The following is a 24626-nucleotide window of genomic DNA, read 5'->3' as shown; positions in this document are numbered from 1 at the left end:
TTGTTTTCATATGTCCCTTTATTTCTTCAAGACCTTTTCAATGCCTTTTTTTGCATTTTCTATTTCACTGTCGACTTTTTTACCGCCTACTGTGACGCTGTTTACCATTTTAGCAATCGCTCCAGAACTTGTTACATCCCCCATCTTTAGAAAGTTTTTCCCATCGACTAAACCAAATATTTGGGTTTGATCGAAAGAAGCTGCGATTTCATTCGATAGACCACCAAAGGCTTTCACCACTTCGTTGGCCTGATATTCTTTATTTTCTGTAACCCCTTTATTAACCGGCTGTGCCCCTCCTGGGGACATCAATACATACTTGGTCATATTTTCAGGCTTGGACATAAAAGACACAAGTTTTACTGCAGCATCTTTTTGGCTGTCTTCTAATCCTGAAGTGACGGTTAAGGAAGATACAGAAGCATAAACGGCCTTTTGTTTTTGCGTAGGGATGGCAAAACCAATATTCTTCGCATCTCCTTCTTCAACGACAGATGGCAGGATATACGTAGAATAAACCGCCATTGGTGCTGTACCGTTCATGAATGCATCTTTAACTTCAGTCGTATCATTGGATCCAGGCATCGTATACTGAGCCAATTCTTTGTAATAAGATAAAGCCTCTTTCATTTCAGGTGTATTAATGTTTAATTTCCCATTATTGTCCAGCACATTGGCATTGTTGGACAAAGCGAATTGAGAAAATGCTTGTTCAGAGAAATTGCCTTCCACTGTGGGTAATGCGATTCCGTATTTTTTATTCCCTTTATCCGTGAAGGCTTTAGCGATTGACAGTACATCATCCCAATTTTTTGGTTCTTCCAACCCTTTTGATGCAAGCATTTTTTTATTGTACCAGATCCCTTGAACCCAACCGCTCATTGGAACCCCTGTAAAACTTTTACTGTTTTCCGTTCTCATTAAGTTTAAAGCGCCCTCATAGTAATTTTTTTCGCCAACTTCATCGATGATCTTTTTTACTGCACCTTTGTCAATAAGTTGATCTTTATCCATTACCTTTGCATAGTCCTGCCCAGCTTCAACAACAGCCGGCAACTTTCCTGAATTAGCCAGAGTTATAATTTTTGTATTAATTTTATCTTCTTCAATCGGAACTTGTTTAACTTTAATATTTGGATTTTCTTTCTCAAACTTAGCAATCAACTTGTCTAATACCGCTATACGCTCTTGTTCAACCGAAGAGTGCAAAAATTCGATGGTGGTTTTTCCGCTTCCTCCCGTTTGTTTACTGCTTGAACAGGCAGTTAAAGCAACTGCTAATACCAAAACGATTACAAAGCTTATACCCCTTCTTAACATTAACTTCTCCTCCTGATTTATGGTTTTATATGAATTTTCATTGTTCCTAAACGCGAAGTATTTCTCTTCTTTGTTAATCATCCAGCCTAAAAGCATAGCATCATGGGCGGCTTCCCCGATTTGCCATCAAGCTCCAGCAGGCTGGCTTCTAAAAGTTCATTCCAATATATATCAGTTTTCAACTAATCGACTGAAGAGTCTGATATTTGCAAACACGTTCATTCGGTTCAACATCCTCTGTTCTGTATCCCCGGAATCCAGTCCCCCTGCCCTGATCGCTTCCTGATTATCGCAGAGATTACAGGATGAATAGCCAAAACTTTTCCCAGGTTGTGAGTATTTGAAAATCAGTTAGAGGGAACGATCCGGACAGCATTTTTCTGCGCAATCAAACACAACTCAGCGGCTTTGAAAACGTGCTCCTGGGTCATTGCCACCTCGGTACGATTCAAACAATCAAGGATGAGTTCACCAAAGAAAGGAAAGCCTACTTTTCCGTCCAGAGAATAATGCTCCACACCCTGGTCATTGGCGAGATACAGTTGATTTCCGCTATTTTCACGTGCTATGTCCACATATTTACGAAGTTCGATGTGACCTTTGGTACCGATGATGAACGTTCGTCCATCTCCCCAAGTCGGTAATCCATCAGGAGTGAACCAGTCGACCCTGAAGAAATTCGTTACCCCGTTATCGCCAACAAGGGTGGCATCCCCGTAGTCCTCCAATTCCGGAAATAGAGGATTGCCGTAGTTGCCTACTTTGCTGTGGAGCACTATTGCATCCTTACAGCTTCCAAAATATAAAAACTGCTCGATTTGGTGGCTGCCGATATCGCAAAGGATGCCTCCGTAATTTTCCTTTTTAAAAAACCAGTCCGGACGATTGGGAGCATTTAAACGGTGGGGACCGAAACCGGTAATCTGAACAACCTTCCCGATTTCTCCCGCTTGTATTAACTGTCCGGCAAGTACGGAACTTTCCACATGCAGACGTTCACTGAAGTACACCGTATATTTCAAACCTGTTTCTGCCGTCTTTTGCCGCGCCTGTTCTAACTGTTCCAAAGTGGTAAAAGGAGTTTTATCCGTAAAATAATCTTTTCCGTGATCCATCGCACGCAGTCCGAGCGCACATCGTTCTGAAGGCACCGCAGCTCCGGCAATAAGACGGATTTCTCGATCATTCATCACCATTTCTTCTGAAGCCGCCACTTTCGCTTGCGGGAATACTTGAAGAAAGGCTTCAACTTTTTTGGGATCCGGGTCGTAAACCCATTTTAGGGTGGCCCCCGCTTCTGTCAATCCGTTGCACATTCCGTAAATATGCCCATGATCCAATGACACGGCTGCAAAAGGAAATTCCCCGTCTTCCACGACCGGCTTTGGTTTTCCTTGTGGAGCATAGGTCATTCCGTCTTTTTTATTCAAATCAAACCGCCCCTTCCACCTTTGGTCATAGCTTACAATCAAGTGAACGTTCCTTTTAGGAAAACCAGGCTGTCTTCAAACTCACGAGTGTCTCGAACGGTACATTCAGCAGAAATCATTCCGCTGTAACCGGACATTTTCAAACGTTCAGCAAACTGATCATACGAATACTCCCCGGTTCCGGGTGATAACCGCCCAGTATCCGCCACATGGATATGAGCAAGCCAATCTTTATGATCGATCAGCGTCTGAAAAGGCTCATTTTCTAGTTCCATATGGTGCAGATCGGCAAGGACTTTTATCGAATCCCGGTTTATGATTCGAGCAAATCTGCTTGCTTCCTCTACACTGTTTACCAGATTGGTTTCTTTTCGATTAAGGGGTTCAATGGCAAGTACCAAACCGCTGCCGGAAAATTCATCGCTGATTCTTTCCAGCGTTCTGACAAACTGCTCTTCCGCTTTTTCGCTCTCCCAGCCATCAGGAATGGCTCTGGCTCTTCCGCTTCCAAGGACCGCAACTTCAGCACCGATTCTTTTAAGGGCTTCCGCCAACCTCGCTACGTATCGATCAATCCTGTTCCAATCGACATCCGGTCCAATGATTTTTAAATCTGCCGGAAAAAATAAATTAAACGATTTTACAGGAAGAGGGCTGTCGAGGTAACGAGACAAGACCTTTCTAAACTCATTTTCTTGCTCCAATTTGAGCTCAGTAATCGCACATTCAATATAATCATAACCGGCTTCCTTAAGAAGTTCCGCATCTTCAATACCCCTGCACCATCCAAATGAGTACACCAGCAAATCAACTCCTTAATCCCAATTGATCAAAGTACCAATCATATTGTAATTCCATGACAGCATATCTCTGTATACATTTTCCACTTGCTTCCAATGGACCCGATCCGTGATCATTGGCTCCAAGGTTAGTCTTTCGTGCTTGATAAGGTTCAAGAACGCTGTCCCATCTTCCCTCCAGGTCCAATAACCGGGCCGCGAGTCCGAAACAGGGTTTCCAGAGATATGTGCGCCAAGAATGGTAATGGCTTTTTTATGAACATCCCGGTAAAAATTGATCGTACTGTTCCCGCGTGTACTGCTCAGGATCACAACGCGGCCGAAGTCTCTTGCCGTTTCGAAACAAGTGCTGATGACCTCTGGGACACCCGTGCTTTCGATGACCACATGCGGACCTTTCCCTTCTGCCACATCGTTCAAGGTCTCCCTCCAATGCTCATCGGACGAATCCAGAGAAAAATCACTGCCACACTGCTTGGCTAACTCCAATCGGTTTTGTACACGATCTACTCCGATGACGGGCAATGCCCCATTTAGCCTGGCTAATTGAAGTGATAATTGGCCAATGATTCCCAAACCGAAAATCATAGCGGATTCTCCCAATTCCAATCTTGCTTTACGGACCCCTTGCAAAGCAATAACCCCTAGCGATGTAAACGCAGCCAATTCAAAAGAGACACCATCTGGAATTTTGACCGCCCGTTTTTGCCTGATGTTCCCTATGGAACGATGTCCAATGCCGTGACACGCTATACGGTCGCCTACCTTAAAATCGGTTACATCTTTTCCGACCTTAATGACGACCCCTGATGAGCTGTACCCCGGATACATCGGATATTCTCCTGATGTATTGTCCATATTGAGAACAAAAGCCCTTTCCGTTCCTGGACTGATGAGCGAGGCGTGTACTTTCACTTGAATTTCGTCATGGCCTGGATCTGAGATTTCAAATTCGTTAAGCACGATTTTTCCCTTTTCTTCGCTTACTAACACATAGTTCTTCATTGTTTATCACCTTGAACATTTAATTTTTATTTGATCTTGACCGGTAGTCCCGTTTTGGATGATTGATAAATGGATAAAATGATCTCTAGCGTCTTCCTTGCCTCCCATCCATTAACTGACGGCTCTCTGTCTTCCTTGATGCAGAGCAAAAAGTCCTGGATTTGCTTCTTATGGGAGTCATGCGAGATATTCGCGTTGGATGAGCCGACAATATGGTTCTTTTCTCCCTTAGGCGGTTCCTCTATGCGGTCGCTTTTAAATTTCCATTCTTTTACCTGGTCGTTTTCGATAATAACGCTGCCCTCGGATCCGTAGATCTCCAATCTCGCACTAAATCCTGGATAGGCTGCTGTATTCCCTTCGATGAATCCAATAGCCCCATTCTTGAATTTAACGGTTGCAGCCGCAATATCTTCCACTTCAATTCTCTCATGGGCTCTGTTGGCACAATACGAAAAAACTTGATCCACAGGTCCCATAATGTATTGGAGTAAATCCACGTAGTGAATGGATTGGTTGATCAGTGCGCCTCCCCCATCCAATGCCCTCGTACCGCGCCAGCTATTACTGTCATAGTACTCCTGGGAGCGGTACCAGGTTGTGCGTGAGACGCCAAAGTTCAACTGCCCCAGCTGGTTGGTGTCCACCGCCTTTTTTAATTCAACAATCGCGGGATCATATCTATGCTGGGAAATGCAGCAAAGTTTTACATGACAGGCGCGGCATGTCTCGAGAAGTTTATCGGTCGCTTCAAGCGTGACGTCAATCGGTTTTTCCACAATGATGTGTTTACCGGACAGGGCGGCAGCCATGCCCAGCTCCGCATGCGTTCCGCTCGGCGTAAGTATACAAACAACATCTATATCCTTATTCGCTAGCATCTCATCATAATCCGTATAGACTTGTGCTCCGTAACTGGCCGCGAAAGATTCTGCTTTGTTCTGGTTATTACCGCATACTGCAATTAATTTAGCGCCTTGTATTTCATCGATGCACGTCGCATGAATTTTGGCGATCATACCATATCCAACGATTCCGAAGTTCAAAACCTCTTTCATTCGTCAACTCCTCCAAGTATTATCCTGATAGTCTGGCAGTCGCTTATTCTCTTGTTCTCACTTGAAGTAGTTTGGGTAATGTACTTTTAATAACTGTTTATCAATAACTGCCAGCATCAAGTGATCTTCCATCAATTTTTCTGCAAGATCGGCATCTTTCTTTCTTATCGCTTCTAAAATCTGTACATGTTGTTTCAAAATATGGTCCCAATTGTGGTCCGCTACCAACCTTAACAACCGGCTTCGATTAAAATCCAGATTCATTTGTTGAATTACTGACCAGGTTTTACTTTTATTACACCCCTCAAAAATCATGTGGTGAAATTCCTCATCCAGCTCAAACATTCTTTTAAAGTCTTTTTCCTTTATGCATTTCTTTTGGAAGCTCACATTCGTTTCCAATTCCATGAGGTTTTCCTGTGTTAAATAGTGACAAGCCAGCCGAATGACAGCTCTCTCCACATGCTCGCGCATGAACCTAGCTTCTTCCACAGATTCTAAGTCTATTAAAGATACAAACGTTCCTCGCTGCGGGTAAACATCGACTAGACCTTCTTGTGCCAGACGCAGAAACGCCTCTCTCACCGGGGTACGGCTTACATTGAATTGTAATGATATCTCTTTTTCGGAAATACCTGTCCCTGGAGTAAGCTGAAGAATTAAAATTTGTTCTTTCAGATCCGTATAAACCTGGTCCCTAGTAGAGAGATTTGATTTCAATTAGTTCTCCTCCAAGTATTCATAAACTGCCATACTACCATACTAGTATATTCAGAATATTAGCAAAGCAAATATCAATTGTAAATCGTTATTTTGAAAGCGCTTAACGGTAATTATTGCCAACAACTAACTTTTTCACTTAAAACACCTCCTTCACTCTTTTATTGACCTCCTGTAAAGTGTCAAAAACCCAGCGCACGTTAGATGATTCAGAACACCAGAGAAAATGCCGACTGTAATTAAAACCGATTCCCTAGGTAAATAAGGAATCGGTTCTTTACTTTATTTTGTTTATTTTTTCCCTCATTGGTAGGCAGCATAGTTCAGAATAAATAATACATTTTTTGTTAAATCACTTGAAGTTCTTTCTTATTTACATCCTTAACACTGTATGTCCTTCTAAAAGTAATTGTTTTAATTATTGGTGTGGTACTATTAAAAATAAAATTCTGATAGGCTTATCTCTCAAACGGATATATACCTATCCTTTAGGGATTCAGTGAGGAAAAAATGTTAGACAGGTTAGCGCAAGAAATTGCAAATACAACAAGTAAAGTTATTGATCATGATGTACTCATTACAGATCAAAATGGAATTGTACTTGGTTCGAGTGATCGATCAGAATTGGCTCATTACATCAAGCTTCCATTAATGTATTGGCCTCAAAAACATTAAGGAGTGTAAAACCAGGTATTACTGTTCCTATTGAACTTTCTGGGGAATTTATAGGTACCGTTGGAATAACCGGAACCAGATCATGTCGCCAAGTTTGGAATGCTGGTAAAAAAATACGCAGAGATTTTATTACGTTATCGTTTTACTTTTGCTATTATAAGCGCCTCGCGCCTAACCAGCTTCTTTTGCAACAAAAAAAACCGGCAAAAACCGGCTCCTTTTATCTGTACCATTTTAAAATTACAAACTTAGCGGTTCTATTTTAACCGAGTATTTCACATGAACCTTCATTTTTTCATAATGGTCCAGCCATTCCCTTCTTGTCATTGGATGAACCAAGGGAGAGAGCGTATGGGCTCCCACTTCCAGCGGTTCTATCTTTAACCTTTGTGTTTCCTTTACCAGCCCCACGGTTTCCCGTTGAAAATAAGACTCGATATCGTGGGTCATCCTATTCATTTCACTTCGACTGAGTATGTTTCGGTGTCCTCGGTATTCATCGATTCTTCCCTTTACCTTAACTTGAATGTTTAACGTTTTGAATTGATCATCGACTTGCATAATAACCTTGGAGCGTACCTGGCCCAAGGAAACGTTGAGATGTGGGATGGGAAGATTCTTTAAATAGTGGTCATTGGCAATGAGCTGAAACATTTGGTCTTCCCTTTTATTAATGGAACCGACATACTTATTTTCATTAAAAAAAGCTGTTCCTTCATACGTAAAATTATCTTTGTCTGCCTTAAATATCGGAAGCACTGGATCGGAATAGTGAGAGTAGACCTTTTCCATAAATTCATGCAAATTGACGATGCTCATTTCCCCTTGATTTCTTCTTTCATAATGCCGGAACATCCGGTAAAGGTAATAATCCAGGTTCTTCTGCACTTTCCTTTCCCCTTCTAAAAAATCTTCAAAGCTCCCTCTGACCAGTACAAGAAAAAGGCGCGGAGATACATCAGGATCTGAGAGGATCGTATCAATTAACGTGATGACTTCTTTTTTTGCCAGTTTTTCATTAATGATCAGCATGCGAAGTTGGCCAAGCTTCAATTCCCGATAAAACCTCAGGTTGAATTCTTTTTTCCCCTGCTTTAATAAATCCACATTCAATGTAAACAGCTTTTTTTTCTCATTAGTAACCGGAGGGACGACGGTCGTAATTTCCAATTTGCCTCCTTCCCCTTTATTCAGGGACCAAAAGGTGACCGGAGCAATCTCCTCAACCGTATTGTTTTCAACAAAAGGTGAGGAACAGCCTGAAAAAACGAGGAGGATACAAAGGATGGACAAAAAAATCTTCATCTAAGAACGCCCCCTCTTCCATCTCATGGCAATGACAAGTACAGAAGGAACCAAAAGGTAGGTTATTGCACCCAGCCATAGCTGCAGTGTTACCCATACATTTAATTCCTCTCCTTCCCTCCAGAACCAGCCATTAATGATCAGCATACAGATAAAAACGGCAATTACACTTCCTAAAAAGCCCTTGCGGTTCGTCTTTATATTTATTCTCCCTGCCGCGATTCTTATTGCTCCATACAAACATAATAAAAAAAGGGCAATCAAATAGAGAAAATAGATCATGTTTAGGGAAATTAATATAAGATCCACCCTTTCAAAAACAGGGGACTGCAGATAGCGGATCATGTTCACAACCGGGAAACTAATCTTCTCCAAATATGGTGAACCATAATAGAGAAGACATGCCACAAACAGAACAAGGTATTCAAAGACTGAGAGTGCATTGCCTATACTCATTCCCTTTAGAATCTTTTCCTTAGGGCCGATCCAGGGGCCGAGGCAAACTAAATATTCAGGTCCGGAGAGGGCAGACCAAACCATCAGCAGACCATACCATGAATGAAGTGAGACCTCCCCCGGCACCAATGGATACAAATGATGAGTTTCGGCAATGGGCGGCAAGAAATATGGAATATAGACAAGAATCACCCAGATCGTGGCCAAAAAACCAATGATGGACAAACGAATCGTTTTCTCCATCCCTTGAGAAGCGATATAAAACCCGGATGCCATCAAGACGAAAATAAGCCAGCTTGTCTTCATCGAGGGAAACATAAATTGGTGGACAATTTCGACATACCCCAAAGTGGTCACGATCACTTTAATTAAAATGAAAAAAATCCCCAGAATTGCAAACAATCGGACAACCTTTTCGCTAAATAGTTGGACAAAGCCGCGATAACCTAGAACAAAATAATTCGATGTTAAATATTTGGCCAGAATCAAAAGATTGATCTGCGAAAGAAAACCCACTCCAAGGATCCCTGCCATCATATAAGGATGGATCAAATGTTTGGGCAAAATTAATACATAGTACAGCATTTGCATCCGGTTCACCATGGCAAAGATATAGCCGCTTCCCATAACAGCAGTTCTATCAAACAATCGAAATCTGCTGCTCATTCGCTCCCCTCCCCTTTAGAAACCCGCCATTTTTTCACCGTCTTCAAATATTCCGGCCGCAGCTTTGCCCATGGCAATGGTGCGCGAACAAAAAGATCTTTCCAATCTCTCCAGTAAAGCGGGGCAACCGGTGCAAAAAATGGCTGTTTTAAGGAAGAAAGACCATTCAGATGAGCGAGCAGGAGTATCAATCCAAAGGCAATCCCCAGAATCCCAAGAAATGATGCAAGAATAAGAATTAAAAATTGAAGGACGGTAGTTGCTTTTGTGACTAAATAATTCGGCACTAAAAAACATGCAATTGCCGAGATTCCCACAAGAACAATCAACACCTTGCTGGCAAATCCCGCTTCAACAGCAGCTTGTCCGATGACAATACCGCCAATAACTCCAATGGTCTGACTCGTTTTTGTCGGCATCCGTAAACTCGCTTCTTTAATAATTTCAATGATAACCAACATGATCACTGATTCCCAAAATGGGGTGAACGGCAGTTTGGTCCGTGATTCCATGAGTACATACAGAATCTGGAGCGGAATCATCTGATAATGATGAGTGGTCAATGCGACATAAAGAGGAATCAAAGTGATGGCTATAAAAAAACTAAAATAACGAAGGGATCGTAAAAAACTGGCAATCACCCAGCGATGAACATAATCTTCCGGAGATTGAAACAGATGAAAAAAGGTAATGGGGGCGATGAGTGCAAAAGGTGTATTATTTAGCAAAATAATGATCTTGCCAAGTCCCAGTGAATAAGCGCACGAGTCCGGTCGATCCGTCTGCATAAACTGTGGAAACAAACTGTGCGTATGATCATCCATAAAAGCGGAAAGATTAGAGGCCTCCAAAATCAAGTCAAAGTTAACTTTCGAAATATTTTCCCGTGCAATTTCGACGATATCGGGATTGGCAATTCCTTCTATATACAGCATCTGAACCTGGGTTTTCGTATTCGAACCTGCCTGGAATTTTTCTGCTTTTAGCTCAGTAACGGGCAGGCGCCGCCGAATCATGAACACATTCTGCTCAATCCTTTCCGTAAAGCTGTCTTTGGGCCCGTACATTATCGTCTCAGTTTCCGAATTTTCGATCGCCCGGCTGAGCGAATTCTCCAGTTTTACCGCCCACCATTCATTCTTCTCATGATCATGGATGAGGACAGAACCAAACAGCATGTGTTCTTTGGCTTCTTCTATTGCATGGATTCTTAGAACGCTGCAGGTGGATATACCCTGAATAAATGTCTGTTCCTTGCTCTGAAGAAGTGGCTGAATAATGGCCTCGTTCAGTCTCTCCTTGTCAATTAACGTTTGTATGTAAACAAGCGAAAAAGAAACACCGTTATTTGTTTGCCGCTGGACGATTTCAGCATCATCCATTTTCGCTGTTACCTGTTTTAATAAATCGAGCGTCACAGCTTCATGCGTAATCCTGTTCTTCTCTTCATTTTTTTTCTGATTGGCTGCTGTCCTTTTCTTTTTACGGAACATCAATACCTACCACCTGACCGAATACCTTAATAGTTTCTGCATTTATTATGTTCAGGTGAATAGATTTTAACCAAAGAAAAAAGCAAGTGCTCCACCCATGTGCGTTGCCATGCACAAAAAAAACTGCGGGTCATATATAGGTATATCGGTTCAAATCGGATGAGGGAGATGATGAAATTTATGCTGCCTATGGAAAAATATTTCGGTAAGTTTGAACTCGTTCATTCATTTTATGGGGCTATGCCTACAGGCGTTACCGTGTCAGAAACCGGGCGTATTTTCGTTTGCTTTCCGAAATGGGGAGATGACGTGAAATTTACGGTGGCTGAAATTGCGGGTGATCAATTACATCCTTATCCAAATTTGGAAATAAATTTTGCCGACCCGGCAAACGTTGCGATGTCATTTATCAGTGTCCAAAGTGTAGTGGCTGATGGTAGGGGAACACTTTGGGTATTGGATACAGCAGTACCCAATTTTTCGGAACCGATTAAAGGAGGAGCAAAACTGGTCGCTGTTGATTTAAAAACAAATACAATCAGGAATGTGTATACCTTTACAGAAGAAGTCATCCTGCCAACCACATATTTGAATGATGTTCGCTTTGATTTTCGCGTAGGAAAAGCCGGTTATGCCTATATCACAGATTCATCCTCCAAAGGTCCAGGAGCGATCATTGTTGTGGATTTAGAAACCGGAAACGCATTCAGACGGTTAAGTGGCACCCCACCTACATCACCCGATCCCTATTTCTTGCCAAAAGTAGAGGGTAAAATACTAATGAACCGCAATAAAGACGGCTCCATTTCTCCCTTTCGACTGGCGTCTGATGGTATCGCGATTTCTGTGGATGGAAAGACATTATTTTTTTGTCCATTAACCAGCCGGCATCTGTTCTCCATTTCAACAGAAGCCCTGAGAGACAGAACGATACCGGAGAAGGACTTACTTTCCCGGGTGGAGTATTGGGGAGAAAAAGGGGCATCTGACGGAATGATCACCGGAGCAAAAGGAAACGTGTATGCAGGGGATTATGAAAACAACAGCATACGAAAGATCATGCCGAACGGAAACATGGAAACCATTGCACATGACCCGAGACTTTTATGGCCGGATACGTTTTCGATTGGCCCGGATCAATACTTATATGTGATTGTGAACCAATTACACCGGCAGGCCAGATTTCATTATGGAAGGGACCTGCGGGAAAAGCCGTATAGTTTGCTTCGCATGAACATAGATGAATTGCCTGCTCCTGCATTCTGACAATAAATATGGAACAGTTTATTTTGTAAACTGTTCCTTTACATGATCTATAGTGTTGGCAAATCCAAAGCGGTATTCATATTTGTCAAATTCAATTGGATTTGCTCGTTCGTATCCCAAGCATGATACCATCCTTTTTCCGCCATATAACCGGAAATTTGTTCATGCATCTCTATGGCTTCCTCCAAATGCCGGGTTAACATTTCTTTGATTTCAGGTGTTCCGGCTTCCGTGGCAGCCATCGCGTAATTTCTGACACCGCTTTTTGCCGCAATCAATAAATCCATCGCAACAACCTGGTCGGAAATGGCATCCATTCCTGTTAAGTTTTCAATGATTGAATTCAATTTCACTCAGCTCCTAACGATTGCTTTGCATTAGATAAAACAGAAGTATATTCGTTTAACTGACTGGTGGAAAGATCAATGTCTTGCTGCATCATTTCTTTGAGCCTTGGGTCACTAACCAATGCTCTCATTGTTTTAGACTTGGTTAAACAATTTGTTTTAAAAGCGGCCATTTCTTGAACCTCAAGAACTTCGTGTAGGGCATAGTTCATTTTTCAATCCTCCTTCCTCAAGGCTTCAAGACGACTTTTATACAATCATCCGTTTTGGTGTCAAAAATCTCATAGCCACGCTTGGCTTCACTGAGCGGAAGGACATGGCTGACCACATCTCCCGGATCAATCTTTCCTGTAGAAACCAGTTCAAACATATAAGGCATATAGTGAATAACAGGTGCTTGTCCCGAGCGAATATTTACATTGCGGTTCATAATGTCTCCAAATGGGAAACCGTTATATTTTCCCCCATAAACGCCGGTCACCTGGATATTGCCACCTTTTCTGACGGCCTGGGTCGCCATGATAAATGCACCAAATGCACCACTCTGAAGTTTTAATCCGCTGGCAAGAAACTCCATATCGGTCATTTTTCCGTCCATACCAACAGCATCAATGACTACATCCGCACCGCCCTTGGTGATTTCCTTCAGGTATTCTCCACAATTTTTATGATCCTCAAAGTTCACAATTTCAACTTTGTTTGTCCGTTTCGCATGCTGCAAGCGATAATTCACATAATCGACTGCAATGACCCGCTTCGCCCCTTTTAGCCAGCAAAACTTTTGTGCAAAAAGTCCAACGGGACCACATCCCAAAACGATAACGGTGTCCCCGTCCTTTACGCCCGCATTATCAACACTCCAAAAACCAGTGGTCATCGCATCCGCAATAACCGCTAACTTTTCATCAGGTTCCTCGCAGGTCTCCGGGATTTTAAAATGAGTAAAGTTGGCAAAAGGGACTCTCAAATATTCCGCTTGCCCGCCTGGATAACCGCCAGTTGTTCCGGAATATCCGAAATAGGCTCCCATATCTCCATTATCATTTGAATTGTCGCATTGACTTTCCAAATGGTCTTTACAGTAACGGCATTCACCGCATGCGATGTTAAATGGAATGATTACGCGGTCTCCCTTTTTTAGTTTTGTTACTTCCGGACCAACCTCTTCAACGATTCCCATCGGTTCATGTCCAATGACATAGTTCTCTTGCAGGTTAGGGATCATGCCATGAATTAAATGCAAATCAGAACCACATATCGCTGTACTGGTCACTTTGATGATCATGTCATCTGGTTTTTCAATCTTAGGGGCTGGCACTTCTTTTACAACAACATTTTTTATCCCTTGATATGTTACCGCCTTCATGCTATATAACCTCCAGTGTTAATGTTCATCAGGTGTCCGATCAAACATGCCCTTTCGATTGGTCTCAACGGGAAACAGGTTCATTTTTCCAATCTTAATCGTATTGTTGGCCGAAAGCTGATCCAATTGATACTGTTCCGTTAATTCGTAAGGATGGAACCATTTTTTCTTGATCATCAACTCAGATATTTCCTGATGCATGGCAATGCCTTGCTTTAACTGTTTTCTCAATGCCGCTCGGACATCAGGTGATGCGGATTCGGTTAATGCTACAGCTATGTTGCGAACGCCTTCTTTGGCACGAATTAGAAAGTCCATGGCAAAGGTGGTGTCTGCTAGCTCAGGCATATGCAGCGAGTTTATTGGGTCCAAATAATCATTATTCAATGAATGGTTCCTTCCTTTCCATTAACGATGGGGGTTGGGCGATTTTGAGGAACAGGCGCTTGAAAAGGTGCTCGTTCATAGAGGGATTGCAATTCAGTAAGATCCTGCAACGATTGTTGAACATCTTTTTTCATTAAATTCCTCAAATCGTCATCAAAAACCAATCCTTGCATTAATTTAGACTTAGCGATACAAAGCGTTTTAAAGTTAATAGCCTCATGTAAGTCCAAAGACTCGTGGGCAGCTAATACTTTCTGTTGATCCATTTAGATTCCCCTCCTTTTTATCGTAAATACAATGGTATTGTTCCAAACAGAGGATGAAGTATGCTTTACAATATTTCCTACAAAGACCAATTAATTACAAGGATAGAGTAAATCCTTTGCTTATTCCAAGTGGTTTCTCCCCTGATTTACTTCGTGAAGATGACCGCTTTGGTCAATTCGCAAAAGAATTTATCCAAGAAGGCAAACCTGTTTTTGCCATTTGCCATGGACCACAAGTAATGATCGATACAGACCTGTTAAAAGGCGTCGACATAACTGGTTTCAAATCTATTCGTAATGATTTAAAAAATGCAGGGGCTAACTACAAAGATGAAGAAGTTGTGGTAAGCAATAATATTGTGACTAGCCGTTTTCCAGATGATATCCCTGCATTCAATCTTGAAGCGCTAAAACTATTAGCAAAATAAAATAAAGTAGTGTTGGTTTATATTATTTTCACCAAAAGTGGTATGTAATATTGTTTTCAGATACAACCTAAAAAGAATTTTTCAAGGAGGGTTCATACAATGTCATTAAAAGGAAAACGTGTAGTCGTAATAGGAGGTACTTCTGGTATCGGATTATCCGCAGCAAAGGCATTTCTTGATGAATCTGCTCAAGTCATTATTGCAAGTCGTTCTGAGGCAAAACGATCGGAGGCAAAGAATGTACTCGGTGGTAATGTGGAATCATACACTATTGATTTTCGCAGTGAAGAAAAACTAGCTGACCTTTTTAAAATGGTAGGGAATTTTGATCACCTTGTCGTTACGGCAGGTGAAGGTGCAATGGGTCATTTTAGTGACTTACCTGTTGCGGATGTTAGAGAAGCGTTTGATAGTAAGTTTTGGGGGCAATACTCAACCGTTCGTGCTGCTATTCCGTACTTAAATGATACCAGTTCTATCACATTGACCTCTGGTGTTTATGGAATCCGTCCGCCACAGGGGGCAACTACACTTGCTTCGATCAATTCAGCGATCGATGGATTGGTTAGAGGGCTTTCAGTAGACCTGGCCCCTATCCGGGTAAATGTTGTTTCACCTGGTATCGTAGACACCCCACTCTACGGAGGGATGCCTGACGAGCAAAGACAAAATTTATACAGCAGCATTGCACAGCAGCTACCTGTTAATCGCGTGGCACAGCCTGAAGACATTGCAGAGGCCTACGTGTACTTAGTGAAAAATGGTTTTACAACCGGTACTGCTCTTCTTATTGATGGCGGAGCTCATTTAGTGTAAGTGAGCATTAATAGGTTATTTTTGTGGCTATACTACAACAATGTATAGCCACATTTTTTTTTAAAAATAATAATCCCATTTTTCAATAAATGGTAATAAAGGAATTGTCGTTCAAGAAAGACAAGGTGAGCTTTGAAAGGAATGATGAAATTGAGTTTACATGACCATGAAAAAATATTGAGAATGAAGCATTCACTTGAAAAACGTATCGTAACTTTAGCTGATGGAACCTTTCTTCCAAGTATTGGTCAAGGAACATGGTACATGGGTGAAAATCCTCAATCGAAAAACAAAGAAATCAAAGCTTTGCAACTTGGAATAGAACTAGGCATGAAGCTAATCGATACGGCTGAAATGTACGGAAATGGCGATTCCGAACGTTTGGTTGGTGAGGTAATCAAGGGGCGTAGAGATAAAGTTTTTTTAGTATCGAAAGTATATCCTCATCATTCCGGGTTAGATTTGATTGAAAGCGCATGTGAAAACAGTCTAAAACGATTAGGAACAGATCATCTTGATTTGTATCTTTTACACTGGAGAGGCCGTGCTCCTTTGGCAGAAACAATTGAAGGAATGGAGAAACTGCGCAAGGATGGTAAAATTGCAAGGTGGGGAGTTTCTAATTTTGATACGGAAGATATGATTGAGTTGTGGAATACCCCTAACGGAAAAAAATGTGTGACAAATCAAGTGTTATATCATCTAGGTTCTAGAGGAATTGATTATGATCTCCTACCCTGGCATCATGAACATAACACGCCAATTATGGCCTATAGTCCCCTGGCCCAGGGAGGAAGCTTAAGAAGACAATTACTAAGCGATCCAACCATCATTGAGATTGCGGAAAAATACAATATGCAACCATTACAAATTGCTCTTGCGTGGACCATTCGTTCGAACAACGTAATTGCTATCCCAAAAGCGGTTAAGGAAGAACATGTTTTAGCCAATGCTCAAGCTGCTACGATTCAATTGACCATAGAAGATCTCAACAGACTTGACGAGGTATTTCCAAAACCAACAAGAAAAACACCTTTGGATATTATATAAAATGAATGGGTCTATCACCAAGAAGAACAACTGGTTTATTGTACCTTCTGCCTGAATTGGATGTTCCATTGGAGCCATTTAAGATGGATAAACGAAAAATATGAACAAAGAAAATAGAAGGCCTGCAGTCAGTCACAGGCCTTCTTGGAAAAACCGCTCTTATTCTTAGAGCTTTACACGATTCTCAATCTTTTGGTAGACACCTTTGTTATAGTCTTTGACTGGATCAACAAAATCAGCGTAAGGTTCGTCGTATGGATCTTTTATTCCCCATCCTCTTGCTTTGTTCTCGAGATCAGCGCACCAATGCCAGCCAAGGAACCACAGACTGTCGATAAACAGTTTAAGCAGTTTTCTTGATGAAGCATCATCCTCAGCAATCAGCACTTTCATCTCATCAACTCCCTTTTTCCTGCAGTGCATTCTGGATCCTTTCCGGTACCTCCATGTTATACACCAGCTTCCAGGCCGCCAGCATGTTCCTTTGGGTCACCTTTAATGCCGGCACCGCGACATAAGGCGGAGCCTGTCGGCCAAGAAGTGCGTAACCTGCCAAAATGGCTTCGGCCACTCCCTGTTGATACGGAAGTTGGACGCCCAATCCTTTGATCAGTCCGTCACGAGCCATGTCCAGAGCAACATGGATACCAAGATCTGTCGTTGCGATGACCAAATCGTCTCTTCCTGCCTTGCGCGCCGCGGTCATAGCCCCTTCCGCCTGAATACGAATAGACAAATTGTTGGTTTCTTTTCGAAAATGTAAAAATCATTCCTTTGTCTTCACGATTTGCCTTGGATACATACTCTGCCATCGTGTACACCTCCCCTCGCCTGTTTTTAAGGATTTTTCCTCTGTAAACGTTTTCTCCATCTATTATAAAATCACTTCTCTGGTACGTCTAATCCATATCCTGCCAAAGACTATTTTCTCATGGTCATTTCGAAGGCAACATATGATGGGTACAAAAAGGAAAAACCTCACAGAAACGGAATATCTTTAAAATGAAATTGAAACGGGGGCTTATGGAGATGAGTAAAAAATGGTTACTAGCTGTACTCTGTATAGGGATCATTGTGATTTACTTTTTTGTTTCACGGCTATCGAGTCCGTCCAGCCCAGCTCCTCCTGACATTCCTGCCGCATCCCTCGAAGAGCAGGTCTGCCAAAGAGTGGCTGACCAGGATGATGACTGCAAAGGAATTCGTTTGTTTGATGCGGATTCACATCTGGTCTTTGCCGAGAGCAGTACCGGGATTACTCCCGCGCTGACTAACAATGAGTTTACCGAATTTAAAAAGTTCATTTACCCGATGCTGAATTTCCAGGAATTTAACGAGGAGCGTGGCGACCGAGGGCCGATCATCTGGCAGGTGAAAAATAAGGTCCAAAAGAATTTATCCATTATATACGGGTTTGCCGAGGACGAGGCAAAGACCATCGTCATTAACAGTGAAGGCAACGTGCAGCCAAACCGCTTTTTCGTCCGGGATAACCTGTGGGTGTGGTATACGACTTTTCAAAAAGATGAAGTAAAGTTGCCGGTGAAGGTGACCGTTTATGATGCAAAAGGAAACATGATTTCCAGAGGGAATGAAGAGGAATAGCAAATTACAATGGTATATTTTTTGTATGATATGATTACAGTTCAAGTGAAGTAGGCGATTCGCGTTATAGCCATCGCATACTGCATGATGCATTTGTATGGATGTGGGCAAAAGTACTTTCCCCTCCTGTCCCAATCTCGAGATTAAAGTAGCGAATTCTAATCACTTTCTCAACTTGTTTCAAAAATGAAAAAGCGATTCTTATTAAAAAATCGCTCCCGATTGTTGAAAAAGATATTCGCATTTCGAATATTAAATTAGGCATTTCGTACTTGGCTGCAAGTTTATAACAGGTGTTGCGTGGTTCACTTATTTGAATAAGGAAAAAATCTTGTATTTCATTACTAGATTGATCAATTAGACAATGGAAAAAGTATTATAAATGAAAATCGTTAATAATTATCTACTTTGTAGAAAAAAAGCCCTCATCTGAGGTAGCATCATAACAGCCATCTAAATCTTTTTTTCATAATTTACTCCCCCGATTTTTGATGAAAAATAGATACCAATAATAAATGGCGTGTTACTTCCCATTTCTTACTCTTCTCCCTTTGCCATATGGAATACATAAAGGTGTTCCAAACAAAGGATCGACTGTAATCTCACATTCTATTTGAAAAACGGAACGAACCATATCAACATTCACAATATCTTCTGGTTGCCCCTGAGCAAAAACGTTTCGGTTATGAATCGCAACAATATGTTGAGCATATCGACAAGCCAGATTTAAATCATGAAGAACCATCACGATGGTACGCTGTTCTTTCTCGTTTAATTCAAACATCAAATCAAGTATTTCAATTTGATGAGTCATGTCTAAATACGTGGTTGGTTCGTCTAAAAGAATGATGTCTGTGTCTTGCGCAAGGGTCATGGCAATCCAAGCTCTTTGTCGTTGTCCCCCGGATAGGGAGTCAACCGGACGATGAGCTAAAGATTTCATTCCCGTAGCTTCCAATGCTTTGTTCACCATAATTTCATCTTTTTCCGACCATTGTTTCAGCCAATTCTGGTAAGGGTATCTCCCTTGCTTTACCAATTGCATGACAGAAAGCCCTTCCGGAGCAACTGGTCCCTGTGGAAGGATAGCTAAATGTTTGGCAACTTCTTTTGTAGGCCATTGTGCAATTTCTTTTCCATTGAGAATAACGGAACCTCCCTGTGGACGTAATAGACGCGCAAAGGAACGAAGCAAGGTTGATTTACCACAACCATTACTACCTATAAAAACTGTGATTTTCCCATTTGGAATTTCTAAATTTAGTTGGTCGATAATTATTGTTTCTCCATAAGCCAACGTTAATGACCTTGCTTCCAATGGCTGCATTTTATCACTCCTAGTATTGCTTTCGTCCCTTAATATAGTAAATAAAATGAGGACCTCGAATGGTCGCTCTACTAACCTGTCACTACCTTTTTCATTCAGTTGTTATATGTTATGACAGAGGACCTTCCATCGTATGGTGTCTTGTCCTACTCTATGAAAAAAGGCATAGAAACTATTATAATTACCAAAGTTATGTCTAATACTTCTAGATGCGGCAATAAAATAACTTAGATTTAAATACAACAAAGGCAACACAATGTTTCATTCAGCCTAAATAGAAAATAAAGAAGAACCCTTATATATCAAGGGTTCTTCTTTATTTTTGAATATGATACACTGATGATACAATATTAACTACCTACATGTTATTGAATGCAACATAACGAATACCACGGAGGTAAAAAGAGAAGGGCATAGATTTGATCTTCTCTGTTGTTTAAAGATTCCGGTAATTTATGGTAAGCAAAAAAGGACAGCTTCTGCTGCCCTCTTTATATAACAAACATTCCTGAGTCTTATTTAGGTCATCTTTTAATTCTAATTTTTCCAGATGAATTTCATTCTGAAGGGAACCTACCAATGTTTTCCGTAGGACTCTCCTGTACCCTCTTCCTTAGCATTAGCTGTTCCGCATGCAGTTGCGAATTTTAAGGCCTCGATTATTTCTTGTTGTTTTAATACTCCTATTGACAGCTACCAATTCATCTCCGGATCCACCGGATTCTTAACTTCAACCTTCGGCAGTTTCACTCGAAACACATCATCCTGATGTATCAATATGAAACCGTCTCCATGCACGTGTAGCTAATTCCAGCCCTAATCGTATCCATTGACGGATTCTACGCTGTTTAGCGTAATTCCTGAAAGAAATATACTTATTATTATTTGGCTGTTTAAGCGCACGAACGATCTGTTTTCCTGATAACGAATTCAAAAGATTGTCGGTTTAATGGGATGTTTGCTAATTAGTGCAATATTGCAACTGCCAAACTTTTTCTTATTGTAGAGGGAGAAGGTTTTTACCTTAAGCAATTTACCATCCGATAAAGCTAACACCTTACATTTTTGCGTTTAAAACCAAGCAGCCCTCTATCTAAATCCTTTTGAATATTTTCGGAGGCGAACAGGATACTGCTTTTTTTCTTGCCCCGCCTGACTTCGACTGGGCCTACTGCCTTTGCAGTTTCAACCGCCTTATCATGGAGCGGCAAATATGAAATACCGACAGTGTAAATAAAATTATTCATAGCGGATTTCGTTCGATCAGGAGAATCATGAATCCTATTTTTCACCTGATCAAGCATACTGGCAATCTTTTTTGCGCTAAATTCACTGTCCGGGCGATTACCTAAAAGCCAGCAGTAACAGCTCCAACCTGCCGACATTCTGAGTTCTTCACCGCTTGCGATCCATCTATCGGCTACCACTTGGGCAAAATCGGTTTCTGCCAAAGTTACTGCAACCACATAATCGGACAGCATATAAAAATACGCCCCATCCATCCAACGCTCAAAATCCGCCTCAGTCATTGTCATTGGGTCCGCAATGATGCCGGCAAAATACATGGCATCGTAGTTCCCGGTCGCGTAAAGCTGCTCGGCCAGAGGCTGATCTATCTTGATTTTCCTTGCGAGCGGCTTCATTGCGCCTGTAGCCACGCCATAAAGCGGCTCGTGTGCACCATTGCTTATGTAAGTCTTTTTGATTCGTTCCTTGCCGAGCGCTTGCAGTTCCTGCATAACCATTTCGAAATCCATCGTTTTGCACTTCCTTCCTTTATAATCATACTCTCTGCTTTGTAAACATGTAGCTGATATTCTTTATCAAGGAATACTTTAACTTGATGTAAAGGATCTTGTATCGTAACCTGACCTGCCCATGTATATAAGCAAATGAGCTCGCACTTTGTATTTGAGGGAAGTAGGAGAAAAGTGTGTGAAAGGCAGATGAAAAATTTCCTCCTCATAGTTGTTTTACTTTAGGTCCATTGTCGATTACTGTTCTTGTTTCATTTTCCCTTCTTTTGAATGATAGATCAACAAACGTAAACATGTTTTTTATAAAATAAGACATCCTAAAAATGATGTCAGAAGTTATTGTACTTGTTATCTTATTATTTGCCGCTACATCTCGGGTTTTTTATCATGGCTGAAATGGTAACTCTTTACAAAAGGTTTACTGATCATTTTATAATGGTAAGAATCAATAAATGAAGGGAGAGGTATTCATGAAATTGTTTCAAGTAAGAAAAGGGCAATTTGTGTATTATAACAATGAGTTACATAGGGTATATGGTGTAAAACCCATGTATAAACAATCCGTTCATCTTATTAGACTTAGGGATTTAAAACAGGAATTAACCAATGCCGTCAGCGTGGAAAGATACAAACCAAAGGAACTTGACAGCTTTATTTTTAATCATAAGGTATATACGCTCAGAAATGACCGCAAAGCGGAAACGGGTGATTATATTTTAATTCACAATCCAATGCCGGATTCCCTGGATACTTATTCGTTAAATGAAATCGAAGAAGTTGAAACAGCTGATCACAAAGGGATCATCACAAGTAATTCTCACGGAATCAAGCATAATGAGTATTTATTAATGGTACCCGGCCGTGCTGATGACAGCCACCCTATCGATTATCAAGACATTGAAAGTGTTGAACCAGAAAACTTACAAGACATTGAGTCCAACCAATTAGTTACCAATCATATTAGTGAACTGTTGCCAACATTAGGTGACATTTATAAAAAGAAGGACAGTAGTGAATCATTTGAGGCTATGGTGGTCGCAATAAAAGGTCAAACGGTTTACCTGGGAAGCGGATTAGTGTTGTCGCAGGAAGAGTTGATGAACACTGAGATATGGGAATTTCTATATAATATCCTTGATAAATGATCTTTCCTCTGGATGCTGTCAAACTGATCCTTTATGAAAAATGCCTATTTTTACTTACCCCAAATTTTTACTAGGAGGTTTCTATGGATAACAAAAAGTATACGGGAAACAGTGTTTTTATTGTCTCCTTATTAATTACTCTCATTTTTATTGTCTGGGGTGTCTTTTTTACAGATAATCTCGCCAAAGTCACCAATACCATCTATAAAGGTTCGATTGATTATCTTGGATGGGTCTATCTTGGTGCCACTCTATTCTTTGTGGTCTTCTCGATTTATTTACTGTTCTCTAAATATGGCGATATTCGGCTCGGTAAAAAAACGGACAAGCCGGATTTTAACACGGCCTCTTGGCTCGCCATGTTGTTCGGTGCTGGTATGGGAATCGGAATAGTGTACTGGAGTGTGGCCGAACCCGTTACCCACTATACTACCCCTCCTTATGGGAAAGCCTATACGATTGACGCAGCCAATACGGCTATGAAGTATACATTTTTTCATTGGGGCTTGGACCCTTGGGCCATCTATACGGTTATCGGCTTGGCCCTTGCCTTTTTTCAATATAACAGACGGCTTCCTGCTGCCATCAGTTCGGCGTTCCATCCGATACTAGGGGATAGGATATACGGTCCGATAGGAAAAACCATTGATATCCTGTCAATCTTTGCAACCGTCTTCGGAATCGCAACATCTTTAGGTCTTGGTGCCATGCAGGTAACTGCGGGAATGCACGACATATTCGGCGTTCCCAATGTGTTGTTCGTCCAACTAATCGTCATAGCTGTTGCAACAGTCCTTTTTATCATTTCAATCAATACAGGCTTAGAAAAGGGAATCCAATACTTATCGAATGCGGCAATGATCTTATCTTTTGCTATCATGCTGCTGCTTTTGATTGTCGGCCCCACCATGACTATTATTAAGGTTCTCTTTAATACGACTGGTATCTATATAAGTGATTTTATACATATGAGTTTAAGGTTAGAGCCCTTCGGTGAAGGAAAATGGATTGCATCATGGACCTTATTTTATTGGGCATGGTGGATCGCTTGGGCACCTTTCGTAGGTATGTTTATTGCGCGTGTTTCTAAAGGAAGAACGGTGAGGGAGTTTGTTATTGGCGTCTTGGTTGTTCCAACATTGGGAACATTTCTTTGGATGTCCATATTTGGAGGCTCAGCGCTGGATCTTGTTCAAAAACAAGGTACCCATGATTTGGCCAATTTGATTACCAAAAACGTATCATTGTCTATCTTTACATTTTTTGATTACCTGCCATTAAGTTCAGTTTTAAGCATTTTAGGGTTTGCGGTCGTAGCCATTTATTATATTACGGTTGCCGATACAGCCACCTTTGTATTGGGCATGCTTAGTGAAGGGGGAACATTAAATCCTTCAAATAAAATTAAAATGACATGGGGAGTCATTCAATCTGCCGTAGCAGCTGTATTGTTGTTGGCCGGCGGATTAAACGTATTACAAACAGCCTCCATCGCAGCTGCTCTCCCTTTTGCTTTAATCATGATCGTCATGTGTTTTTCTTTAATGAAAGGATTTAAAAGTGAAGTCGAAGTACAAAGGAGCAATAAAAGAAGCACGAAGCATTTTTAAAAGCAATTATCAACACAAAATTCCCCTGATTGTGACAATATATCAAGTCTTACGCACTGACTATCATTTAGAACCAAATGAACGTAAAAATAAGAAGAGCTCTATATTGGGCTCTCTTATTTTTTTGATTCTCTATTTGAAATACAAGCCTTCAGGATTTAAATGGCTGTGTTTCACAACCTGTCTAACAGATGAATCGCTGGAGTGGCCAAATAAGATTAAAAAAAAGAGCTGAAGGTTTCTTTTTCAGACTTCAGTTAGCAACAATATTCTTTTTTGCCAAGTAAAAGAATCGCCCCTTTGAGAGACGATTCCTAATGAATTACTG

General features: G+C 41.2%; 26 protein-coding genes and 2 pseudogenes. 9 read left to right on the top strand and 19 right to left on the bottom strand.

Annotation, left to right across the window (positions count from 1 at the left end; genetic code table 11):
* Positions 1-18: 18 nt before the first annotated feature.
* The 6 genes from QYF49_RS07930 to QYF49_RS07905 all read right to left on the bottom strand — a co-directional run bounded on the left by QYF49_RS07930 (position 19) and on the right by QYF49_RS07905 (position 6333).
* Positions 19-1320, bottom strand: a complete 1302-nt coding sequence (locus QYF49_RS07930) for an ABC transporter substrate-binding protein (RefSeq protein ID WP_290399103.1) — start codon at positions 1318-1320, stop codon at positions 19-21.
* 347 nt (positions 1321-1667) lie between these two features.
* The gene (locus QYF49_RS07925) at positions 1668-2750 is read right to left on the bottom strand and encodes a Gfo/Idh/MocA family protein (RefSeq protein WP_290399102.1); all 1083 of its coding nucleotides are present in this window, start codon (positions 2748-2750) and stop codon (positions 1668-1670) included.
* Positions 2751-2788: 38 nt separating this feature from the next.
* On the bottom strand, positions 2789-3550 hold the full coding sequence (locus QYF49_RS07920) for a sugar phosphate isomerase/epimerase family protein (protein WP_290399101.1): 762 nt from the start codon (positions 3548-3550) through the stop codon (positions 2789-2791).
* A 15-nt stretch (positions 3551-3565) separates the two neighbouring features.
* Positions 3566-4555 carry a zinc-dependent alcohol dehydrogenase gene (locus QYF49_RS07915; RefSeq protein ID WP_290399100.1) on the bottom strand — a complete coding sequence of 330 codons (990 nt, stop codon included), beginning with the start codon at positions 4553-4555 and terminating at the stop codon, positions 3566-3568.
* A 26-nt stretch (positions 4556-4581) separates the two neighbouring features.
* The gene (locus QYF49_RS07910) at positions 4582-5613 is read right to left on the bottom strand and encodes a Gfo/Idh/MocA family protein (protein ID WP_290399099.1); all 1032 of its coding nucleotides are present in this window, start codon (positions 5611-5613) and stop codon (positions 4582-4584) included.
* A 57-nt stretch (positions 5614-5670) separates the two neighbouring features.
* Positions 5671-6333 carry a GntR family transcriptional regulator gene (locus QYF49_RS07905; protein ID WP_290399098.1) on the bottom strand — a complete coding sequence of 221 codons (663 nt, stop codon included), beginning with the start codon at positions 6331-6333 and terminating at the stop codon, positions 5671-5673.
* Positions 6334-6843: 510 nt separating this feature from the next.
* Here QYF49_RS07905 and QYF49_RS25720 point away from each other — a divergent pair.
* Both QYF49_RS25720 and QYF49_RS25715 read left to right on the top strand, forming a co-directional pair.
* Complete coding sequence (locus QYF49_RS25720; RefSeq protein WP_354005814.1) at positions 6844-7008, top strand: sugar diacid recognition domain-containing protein; 165 nt, start codon at positions 6844-6846, stop codon at positions 7006-7008.
* A complete protein-coding gene (locus QYF49_RS25715) occupies positions 6990-7274 on the top strand; it encodes a sugar diacid recognition domain-containing protein (RefSeq protein WP_354005813.1) in 285 nt (94 codons plus the stop codon). The genes QYF49_RS25720 and QYF49_RS25715 overlap by 19 nt, the downstream gene beginning before the upstream one ends.
* On the opposite strand, the gene QYF49_RS07900 is transcribed toward QYF49_RS25715, so the two are convergent.
* Genes QYF49_RS07900 through QYF49_RS07890 form a run of 3 tightly spaced genes read right to left on the bottom strand, consistent with a single transcriptional unit; the run spans position 7249 to position 10928 of the window.
* Complete coding sequence (locus tag QYF49_RS07900) at positions 7249-8313, bottom strand: Ger(x)C family spore germination protein (protein ID WP_290399097.1); 1065 nt, start codon at positions 8311-8313, stop codon at positions 7249-7251. The two genes, QYF49_RS25715 and QYF49_RS07900, sit on opposite strands and share 26 nt — an antisense overlap.
* Positions 8314-9435 carry a GerAB/ArcD/ProY family transporter gene (locus QYF49_RS07895; protein WP_290399096.1) on the bottom strand — a complete coding sequence of 374 codons (1122 nt, stop codon included), beginning with the start codon at positions 9433-9435 and terminating at the stop codon, positions 8314-8316.
* The gene (locus QYF49_RS07890) at positions 9432-10928 is read right to left on the bottom strand and encodes a spore germination protein (RefSeq protein ID WP_290399095.1); all 1497 of its coding nucleotides are present in this window, start codon (positions 10926-10928) and stop codon (positions 9432-9434) included. Before QYF49_RS07890 ends, QYF49_RS07895 begins: the two co-directional genes overlap by 4 nt.
* A gap of 171 nt (positions 10929-11099) precedes the next feature.
* On the opposite strand from QYF49_RS07890, the gene QYF49_RS07885 reads away from it, so the two are divergent.
* Positions 11100-12194: an L-dopachrome tautomerase-related protein gene (locus QYF49_RS07885; RefSeq protein ID WP_290400397.1), complete on the top strand. Its 1095-nt coding sequence runs from the start codon at positions 11100-11102 to the stop codon at positions 12192-12194.
* 47 nt (positions 12195-12241) lie between these two features.
* On the opposite strand, the gene QYF49_RS07880 is transcribed toward QYF49_RS07885, so the two are convergent.
* The 5 genes from QYF49_RS07880 to QYF49_RS07860 are packed head-to-tail and all read right to left on the bottom strand — an operon-like array spanning position 12242 to position 14560.
* Positions 12242-12541 carry a spore coat protein gene (locus QYF49_RS07880; RefSeq protein WP_061975292.1) on the bottom strand — a complete coding sequence of 100 codons (300 nt, stop codon included), beginning with the start codon at positions 12539-12541 and terminating at the stop codon, positions 12242-12244.
* Positions 12542-12543: 2 nt separating this feature from the next.
* Positions 12544-12753, bottom strand: a complete 210-nt coding sequence (locus QYF49_RS07875; protein WP_290399094.1) for a hypothetical protein — start codon at positions 12751-12753, stop codon at positions 12544-12546.
* A 17-nt stretch (positions 12754-12770) separates the two neighbouring features.
* Positions 12771-13907 (bottom strand): zinc-dependent alcohol dehydrogenase, encoded by a 1137-nt coding sequence (locus QYF49_RS07870; protein WP_290399093.1) that lies wholly within the window; start codon positions 13905-13907, stop codon positions 12771-12773.
* Between the two features lie 18 nt (positions 13908-13925).
* A complete protein-coding gene (locus QYF49_RS07865; protein ID WP_290399092.1) occupies positions 13926-14294 on the bottom strand; it encodes a spore coat protein in 369 nt (122 codons plus the stop codon).
* The gene (locus tag QYF49_RS07860) at positions 14291-14560 is read right to left on the bottom strand and encodes a spore gernimation protein GerQ (RefSeq protein WP_290399091.1); all 270 of its coding nucleotides are present in this window, start codon (positions 14558-14560) and stop codon (positions 14291-14293) included. Before QYF49_RS07860 ends, QYF49_RS07865 begins: the two co-directional genes overlap by 4 nt.
* A 116-nt stretch (positions 14561-14676) precedes the next feature.
* Between QYF49_RS07860 and QYF49_RS07855 the strand changes: the two are divergent.
* From QYF49_RS07855 to QYF49_RS07845, 3 genes and pseudogenes are all read left to right on the top strand, one after another.
* A pseudogene (locus QYF49_RS07855) lies at positions 14677-14988 on the top strand (DJ-1/PfpI family protein); the annotation flags it as partial.
* A 99-nt stretch (positions 14989-15087) separates the two neighbouring features.
* Entirely contained in the window at positions 15088-15804 is a 717-nt protein-coding gene (locus QYF49_RS07850; protein WP_290399090.1) for an SDR family oxidoreductase, read from the top strand.
* 144 nt (positions 15805-15948) lie between these two features.
* Positions 15949-16854, top strand: a complete 906-nt coding sequence (locus QYF49_RS07845) for an aldo/keto reductase (protein WP_425589579.1) — start codon at positions 15949-15951, stop codon at positions 16852-16854.
* A gap of 165 nt (positions 16855-17019) precedes the next feature.
* On the opposite strand, the gene QYF49_RS07840 is transcribed toward QYF49_RS07845, so the two are convergent.
* Together QYF49_RS07840 and QYF49_RS07835 are read right to left on the bottom strand one after the other, a co-directional pair.
* Complete coding sequence (locus tag QYF49_RS07840; protein ID WP_290399089.1) at positions 17020-17247, bottom strand: hypothetical protein; 228 nt, start codon at positions 17245-17247, stop codon at positions 17020-17022.
* A gap of 4 nt (positions 17248-17251) precedes the next feature.
* Positions 17252-17560, bottom strand: a complete 309-nt coding sequence (locus QYF49_RS07835) for a type 1 periplasmic-binding domain-containing protein (RefSeq protein WP_290399088.1) — start codon at positions 17558-17560, stop codon at positions 17252-17254.
* A gap of 323 nt (positions 17561-17883) precedes the next feature.
* Here QYF49_RS07835 and QYF49_RS07830 point away from each other — a divergent pair, with 323 nt between their 5' ends.
* The gene (locus QYF49_RS07830) at positions 17884-18459 is read left to right on the top strand and encodes a hypothetical protein (RefSeq protein WP_290399087.1); all 576 of its coding nucleotides are present in this window, start codon (positions 17884-17886) and stop codon (positions 18457-18459) included.
* A gap of 60 nt (positions 18460-18519) precedes the next feature.
* Here QYF49_RS07830 and QYF49_RS25710 read toward each other — a convergent pair.
* The 3 genes and pseudogenes from QYF49_RS25710 to QYF49_RS07820 form a co-directional block, all read right to left on the bottom strand.
* A pseudogene (locus QYF49_RS25710) lies at positions 18520-18594 on the bottom strand (CatA-like O-acetyltransferase); the annotation flags it as partial.
* Positions 18595-18982: 388 nt separating this feature from the next.
* Positions 18983-19786, bottom strand: a complete 804-nt coding sequence (locus tag QYF49_RS07825) for an ABC transporter ATP-binding protein (protein WP_290399086.1) — start codon at positions 19784-19786, stop codon at positions 18983-18985.
* A 1049-nt stretch (positions 19787-20835) separates the two neighbouring features.
* Positions 20836-21543 (bottom strand): DNA alkylation repair protein, encoded by a 708-nt coding sequence (locus tag QYF49_RS07820; RefSeq protein ID WP_290399085.1) that lies wholly within the window; start codon positions 21541-21543, stop codon positions 20836-20838.
* Positions 21544-22013: 470 nt separating this feature from the next.
* Here QYF49_RS07820 and QYF49_RS07815 point away from each other — a divergent pair, with 470 nt between their 5' ends.
* Both QYF49_RS07815 and QYF49_RS07810 read left to right on the top strand, forming a co-directional pair.
* Positions 22014-22688: a hypothetical protein gene (locus QYF49_RS07815; RefSeq protein ID WP_290399084.1), complete on the top strand. Its 675-nt coding sequence runs from the start codon at positions 22014-22016 to the stop codon at positions 22686-22688.
* 83 nt (positions 22689-22771) lie between these two features.
* Complete coding sequence (locus tag QYF49_RS07810) at positions 22772-24298, top strand: glycine betaine uptake BCCT transporter (protein WP_290399083.1); 1527 nt, start codon at positions 22772-22774, stop codon at positions 24296-24298.
* Positions 24299-24626: the final 328 nt, after the last annotated feature.

The sequence above is a fragment of the Fictibacillus terranigra genome (assembly GCF_030412265.1).
In the GTDB taxonomy this organism is placed as follows: Bacteria; Bacillota; Bacilli; order Bacillales; family Fictibacillaceae; genus Fictibacillus_C; species Fictibacillus_C terrinigri.
This window is presented reverse-complemented; position numbering and strand designations above follow the sequence as displayed.